The sequence below is a fragment of the Collinsella sp. AF39-11AT genome, from assembly GCF_003474585.1.
Taxonomy (GTDB): Bacteria; Actinomycetota; Coriobacteriia; order Coriobacteriales; family Coriobacteriaceae; genus Collinsella.
In genome coordinates this window covers 9,939-15,548 of record NZ_QROG01000035.1, presented here as the reverse complement: position 1 = coordinate 15,548, position 5,610 = coordinate 9,939, and the positions used below count along the sequence as shown (strand labels likewise).

Annotated in this window: 8 protein-coding genes; 5 read left to right on the top strand and 3 right to left on the bottom strand. The window is 59.0% G+C overall.

The annotated features are described in order from the left end of the window. Positions 1-387: 387 nt before the first annotated feature. Both DW037_RS09985 and DW037_RS09980 read right to left on the bottom strand, forming a co-directional pair. Positions 388-867, bottom strand: a complete 480-nt coding sequence (locus tag DW037_RS09985; RefSeq protein WP_117640133.1) for a DUF3021 family protein — start codon at positions 865-867, stop codon at positions 388-390. Continuing rightward, the gene (locus DW037_RS09980) at positions 860-1,333 is read right to left on the bottom strand and encodes a LytTR family DNA-binding domain-containing protein (protein ID WP_117640135.1); all 474 of its coding nucleotides are present in this window, start codon (positions 1,331-1,333) and stop codon (positions 860-862) included. The genes DW037_RS09985 and DW037_RS09980 overlap by 8 nt, the downstream gene beginning before the upstream one ends. A 295-nt stretch (positions 1,334-1,628) precedes the next feature. On the opposite strand from DW037_RS09980, the gene DW037_RS10525 reads away from it, so the two are divergent. The 5 genes from DW037_RS10525 to DW037_RS09955 all read left to right on the top strand — a co-directional run bounded on the left by DW037_RS10525 (position 1,629) and on the right by DW037_RS09955 (position 5,020). Then, the gene (locus DW037_RS10525; protein WP_118450766.1) at positions 1,629-1,844 is read left to right on the top strand and encodes a hypothetical protein; all 216 of its coding nucleotides are present in this window, start codon (positions 1,629-1,631) and stop codon (positions 1,842-1,844) included. 877 nt (positions 1,845-2,721) lie between these two features. After that, positions 2,722-3,042 carry a PadR family transcriptional regulator gene (locus tag DW037_RS09970; protein ID WP_197032260.1) on the top strand — a complete coding sequence of 107 codons (321 nt, stop codon included), beginning with the start codon at positions 2,722-2,724 and terminating at the stop codon, positions 3,040-3,042. Further along, entirely contained in the window at positions 3,029-3,652 is a 624-nt protein-coding gene (locus DW037_RS09965; RefSeq protein WP_117640138.1) for a DUF1700 domain-containing protein, read from the top strand. Before DW037_RS09970 ends, DW037_RS09965 begins: the two co-directional genes overlap by 14 nt. Positions 3,653-3,667: 15 nt before the next feature. Next, positions 3,668-3,922 carry a hypothetical protein gene (locus DW037_RS09960; RefSeq protein WP_117640139.1) on the top strand — a complete coding sequence of 85 codons (255 nt, stop codon included), beginning with the start codon at positions 3,668-3,670 and terminating at the stop codon, positions 3,920-3,922. Between the two features lie 414 nt (positions 3,923-4,336). Further along, positions 4,337-5,020 carry a hypothetical protein gene (locus tag DW037_RS09955; RefSeq protein ID WP_117640140.1) on the top strand — a complete coding sequence of 228 codons (684 nt, stop codon included), beginning with the start codon at positions 4,337-4,339 and terminating at the stop codon, positions 5,018-5,020. 337 nt (positions 5,021-5,357) lie between these two features. On the opposite strand, the gene DW037_RS10645 is transcribed toward DW037_RS09955, so the two are convergent. Continuing rightward, a partial coding sequence (locus DW037_RS10645) for a DUF2992 family protein (RefSeq protein WP_158571985.1) occupies positions 5,358-5,610 on the bottom strand: 253 nt, incomplete at its 5' end.

Below are 5,610 nucleotides of genomic sequence, written 5' to 3'. Positions count from 1 at the left end.
GCCTATGCCGGAATCTCTCCCACAGAAACCACCGAAGAGCCAAAAAATTCGAGTTTCGAAACCGAGGAGGACCGAATGATGGCTTGGGTAGACCGCAATACGTAGGAAGTTTCGCCATCGTCTATGCTGAACACGAGGTCGTCTTCCTCCAATCCGATCAAGCTGACCGAGCAAGCGGCACCTGGATCGACATTCCCCTGCACATGAACCCGCTTATGCGCGCGAACGGGGGGCTACAAGGGCGTGATCGCGCAGGAAGCGCTTGGGGTAGCGAACGGGGCCGAGCATCGCCCTGCGCCGGCCTTGGTATCAGGTCCTCGCGCTGGGCGGTAATCCGAGGATCGGGAGTAAGGATTTGCCCAGCATCGATAATGCTCAGCTATACCCTTATTCCGTCTCCCTGCTCTTGCGGTATTCCGCGAGCCTGTCGTTCAATTCGCGGGTCTCGCGGCTCAGCTTGGCGTTGAAAGCAAGAGTGAGGACCGCCAGGATGGCGAGATAGACAACCGTGAAGGTAACCCACGCCCCGGGGTTGTTCACGGGAACCCAAGCAAAGACAAACGCCAATGCACAGAGGGCTGCGTAGAGGCAAACGTCGAACAGCACCAGGCGCGCGGGATACGCCATCTGTCTGATCACCGCGGGCGTGAAGAACACGAACTGCAGCGCGGGGACGGTGACGCACGCGGCGAGAATCGACCAGCAATAGTTAATGCCCTGCTTGGCGGTGTCATCAGCGAAACAAGTCCCTAATGCCAAGAAGGCTATCATGGCAACAGTGAAGCCGATACAGGTGCTTTTCACGAGTTGTCCGAGGTTTTCCGCGGGCGTCTTTTTATCGGTGTCGATAATGTCCCTGTTAATCATTTCGGTCTCCCTTCCTTCGTTTCGACTGCTTCAGACCGAGCTTCGATTTGACGTCGGGCGCATACTGGCGCGAGATAACGACCTGCTCACCGTTTTCCAAGGTGGCGATGATCCTGCCGTTGACGTCGGGCTTGAGGGCGGTGATCGCGCGGAAGTTGACGATGCAACCTTTCGCGATGCGCAGGAAGTCGCAGTCCGCCAGGCGCCCCTCCATCTCGTAAAGGCGCAGGCCCGTTTCGAGAACCGTGTCGGCCGTATAAATGAACGTGTGCTTGTCGACCGACTCGATGAACAGGACGTCTTCTGCGCTCAGCACGCGCGTGCAGCCGTCGGCCGTGCCCGTCACCTTCCTGTCAAGCATGCGCAGCCGAGCCGCTATATCAAGCACGCGGCGATCGACCCTTACGCAGACGATCGTGACTTCTATATCTTGAGCTGCTTCTCGCTCTTCGATTGTGATCTTCATGCGTCCTCCCTTCGGGTTGCTCTCATGCTAGCTGACGAAGATAGCTGAACCTTCGGCGTTTAACCAAGCTGCGCAGTCGAGGAACCAAGATGCAGACTAGGCGAGCTGAACAGCAAGAGAGACCGTAGTCACGCATCCTCGGATCGAGCCCGAAAAAGCAATCCTTGCCGCTCATGAACACCGGCACGTGAAACGCCATGCTCAAGAGCACTTAGCTCGAAGAACCCCCTCGCATGCAACTATCGAATCCGGGAAGCTGTCCGATTGGTCGTGCACGACGACGGGCGTACAATGGGTGGATACCAACAAGAACCTGCCCTCCATGCCAACTCCGCCACCTGACGTGATGGGCGATCCGATTGCTCTTCTGGATTGCCTTGAGAAGAACGCTGACGGAATCACCGAGCAGGATTCCAAGGGGACTGCATTTCTTCATGTTGTTCCTATCGGCAAACCCTGCCCCCAGTTGGAAGCCATCTTGGGCATATCGGCCTTGGAGACGGTGTTGTGACTCATATTAGCAAGTCTTCGCTCGACGGAGTCGGCGTTAACGCTAGCGCCGAGTTCGGGAGCACATTGAGGTCATTCGCATTTCCCCATGCATTTGAAAGTGGAACCGTTGAACTCTTGGGTGAATAAGCCGCCTGCGACGATTCTTTCGGTCATCGCTCTTGCACATCCCTTCTGATCTGTGGAAACGTAAGACGGTAAAGCCGCTAGCTACGATTCACGTCGCTAAGAGGGAGGCCGAATGCGGTCTCCCTCGTTTTTCTCGTACCTTATCGTGTATGCCGTGATGTTTGAGCAAATTGGATACACGCAAGCCAACGGCACTATCTACCTGCATGAACGAGACGAATATGCTGTCCTGCTCCATCGGGAGAACAGTGGCGTCGTATTGATGGGGTCGAGCGCCAGGCCGACGGGGCCCCTTGCTTCGGGAACAAAACGTCAAAAGAATGCGCTCATAGTGGACTCATGCGGTTTCGGGTGCACTCACGTGCGGCTTCACGAGGACGTTTCGCGAGATAGAGCTGCTGGCGATGATTACTTTCGGTTGGAGCTCTTCCCGTGGCCTGCGGGCAATATTCCAGAGCTCGCGAACCGTTGACGGGGTTGAAAACCACCTGGCGCCGTCCTGCCCGGATCTCTCTCGGCGTCTTCGGCCTTTCGAATCCCATGGTTGGGCCGAAAGGTGGACCGTACCCCGGATCTCGGGGTACAGCGCCGCGTTCAGGTCGCGTTGGCGCCTGTGGGTTTCGCTCGGGACGGGCAGTCATCCGCGACCGCGTGCGGGGACCGAAGAATCTTCACGATGGTAGTTGACGCCTAATACCTTGCATCGTATAGTGTGTATAGCACAGTATATGACGAGAGGAGGTGTGCGGATGGAGGCCCAGATGAAGCGTGGCTTCCTGGAGGCCTGCGTGCTCGCGGCCATTTCCGGCGAGGAGTCCTATGGCTACCAGATCGTGAAGGACGTGCCGGCGAGCATGGGGCTCACGGAGTCGACGCTCTACCCGCTGCTCAAGCGCCTGGAGAAAGCCGGGTGCATCACGGCGCGCTCCGCCGAGCACAACGGGCGGCTGCGCCGTTACTACCGCATCACGGACGATGGGCGTGCGCGCATCGAGGAGTTCCTGGCCGAGTGGCCGTCCGTACGGGAGATCTACACATACGTTGAGGGGGCGCACCATGACGCGCGATGAGTTCCTGGGCCGGCTGGGCGAGCTGCTCGCCTGCCTGCCGGCCGAACAGGTGGAGGAGACCAAGGCGTTCTACGCGGAGGCCATCGCCGACCGCATGGAGGACGGCATGAGCGAGGAGGAGGCCGTGGCCGCCATGGGCACCCCCGGCGAGGTTGCCGAGGCCACGCTCGACGACCTGCCCGCCGTGCCGCGCGCGATTGCGAAGACGCGCCGGCGCAGCACTGCGTTGCTGTGGGTGCTGACCATCGTGGGGTCGCCGGTGTGGGTGCCGCTCCTGCTGGCCTTCGCGGCGGTGGCCGTCACGGTCTACGTGTGTATCTGGGTGCTGGCGCTCTGCGTGTGGGTCATCGCCGCGACCCTCGGGGCCGTGGGCGCGGCGTCGCTCGCGCTCGTGGCGGCGGGTGTGGCCGTCGGCCACGTGCCCTACGTGATCGTGATGCTGGGCTGCGGGCTCGCTTTCATCGGCGTGGCCCTCCTCGTGGGCGCGGGCGCCTGGGAGGCATCCAAGCGGATCGCGCGCCTCTCGGCGCTCTGGGCGGGGAAGGCCGCCTCGCCTTTCTGGAAGGGTAAGGGCGAGAAGGGCGGCGCTGCCGCGCATCTCGCAGCGTAGAAAGGAGTGAGTACCATGACCAGCGCGAAGAAGATCTACCTCGCTGTGGCGGGCGGGCTCGTTGCCGCGGGTGTTGTCCTCGCGGGCATTGGCTTTATCGCCTCGGGCTTCGACCCGGCCGTGTTCACAACCCAAATCGATACGCGCGACAGCACCATCGTGCTCGGCGGCGTCGAGGTGGACGAACACGAGAGTGTCCCGTTCATCAGCCAGCTCGCCAATCTGGGCGAGATCGACACCTCCAACGTTGCGGACCCCGCCGCGCCCTAGGGGCGCGGAGCCCGGGCGCTCCGTCCGCCAAGCTGCGTAAGCCGGCGAAACCCGAACCTCGGCTCCAGCGCAACTGGTCTCAAGCCTGCGCCGATTCGCTCTCAGCGCCGCGCGGGGGCCCGCTACGCATGCCCAAAAAAGTACGAGGAGAAAGGAACGCGATGACGACAGTCACGCCCCTCCGCCTTCACGGGGTCACGCAGGACGGGGAGCGACTGGGCCGGGCGGTGGGACTGTGCTTGGATTGGCTACACTGATATGGACAGTTCCGTGAGGGGCGCGAGAGACGGGACTCCGGGGAGATCTCCGAGGAGGAGTACCTCGACTGGAAGCGTGGGTTCAGTGGAGCATGAACCTAATCTCTGTCTCTCTTGCTTTTTCTGATTTGTTGAGAAGCCGGCATTTGGGGGCATTTTGGATATCGAACAGTTCAAACAAGAAGCTGAGAAAATAAAACAAAGCCTGAGTGCCTTGAGAGTCGCCGAGCGCAATGCAGTGATTCCCTTCATGAACGGTGACTTTACCCAATGGGATCTATATCTGGCATCCTCCTCTGAATATGCGATGAGATTGATAGACGGATTCATCTCCATGCTCGAGTCGAGGAATCTTGTTTGCGTCGCCCAGCTTCTCCGCGCACAGGTTGGAGTCTGCCTGAGGACATTCGCGTTATTCGCCGCGGAAGACCAGGATGACTTTCTCAAGCAGGTGTTTCAAGGTGTGCCTGCGAACAAGCTGAAAGATTTCTCGGGTGAGAAGATGTCTGATAGAAGACTTCAAGACTTACTCGAGAAGTTCGATCCAAAGGTAAAAGATGTATACAAGGTGACGTCTGGATTCGTTCACTTCTCCACTGATATTCTGTCGAGCATTGGTGTGCCTGGGGAGGGCTATGAGGTCGAGTTTAATTTTGGAGCCGAGCCCAACGAGAGAAACAATGTGCCTCTCGTGGAATACGGCAAGGCGTTCTGCCACTATGTCGACCTGCATCTCCAGATGCTCCATAAGGTGATTGCTTCGGATGAATGGTATGCCGATCGATTCCGTATCGATTCCGATGGTCCTGCAGACGAAGCCTCGACAAGCGAGAAGGTGTAGGTCAAACGCATTGACGCTGCCTTGACAGCATCCCGATAAAATAACGAATGGGAGGTTCCCTGCGAAATGTGCGCCTCTGTATATTCTCGCTAGGAAGCCCCCGACCGATAAGCCGTCGTTAAGTTCAATTTGAGTTCAGCTTGGGTGCCCGAAAATCGCCCAACTCTGAAAAAAGGGGAGACAACGGTATACCATGTAGACGAGAGGCTATGGAAGTGCACGATTTGATCACTGAGTGGGAGTAGAACACACGTTCTGTATAACGTTATAGCACCAGGTGGCAGGCGTAGTTTCAATCGAAGCTACGCTTGCTGCTATATATGGGTCGATGGCGGTATCAATGCCCACGATGCTTCTGCTTGCGCTTCAACTTCCGCTGCTCGAAGCGCGCCTCCGCCTCATCCGCGCGACGCTGGCTTCTTGCGCGGGCCGATTCCTGCTTCATCGCCTCCCGCTGACTCGCGAGCGCCTGCTGCGCCTTGGTGCCCATCGCCGGCTGCTTAAGGGCCTTCGACGCCTCGCGGGCTCGGCGCTTGGGGTTTTGCGGGCTTGCTCGTCTCGGCGGGATCGCCACCGAAGAACGCGAGCTC

Excerpts from the sequence above, each read along its gene's own strand:
- DW037_RS09985 (WP_117640133.1), bottom strand. The coding sequence starts at position 867 with ATGATTAACAGGGACATTATCGACACCGATAAAAAGACGCCCGCGGAA.
- DW037_RS09980 (WP_117640135.1), bottom strand. The coding sequence starts at position 1,333 with ATGAAGATCACAATCGAAGAGCGAGAAGCAGCTCAAGATATAGAAGTC.
- DW037_RS09970 (WP_197032260.1), top strand. The coding sequence starts at position 2,722 with ATGGAGGCCCAGATGAAGCGTGGCTTCCTGGAGGCCTGCGTGCTCGCG.
- DW037_RS09965 (WP_117640138.1), top strand. The coding sequence starts at position 3,029 with ATGACGCGCGATGAGTTCCTGGGCCGGCTGGGCGAGCTGCTCGCCTGC.
- DW037_RS09960 (WP_117640139.1), top strand. The coding sequence starts at position 3,668 with ATGACCAGCGCGAAGAAGATCTACCTCGCTGTGGCGGGCGGGCTCGTT.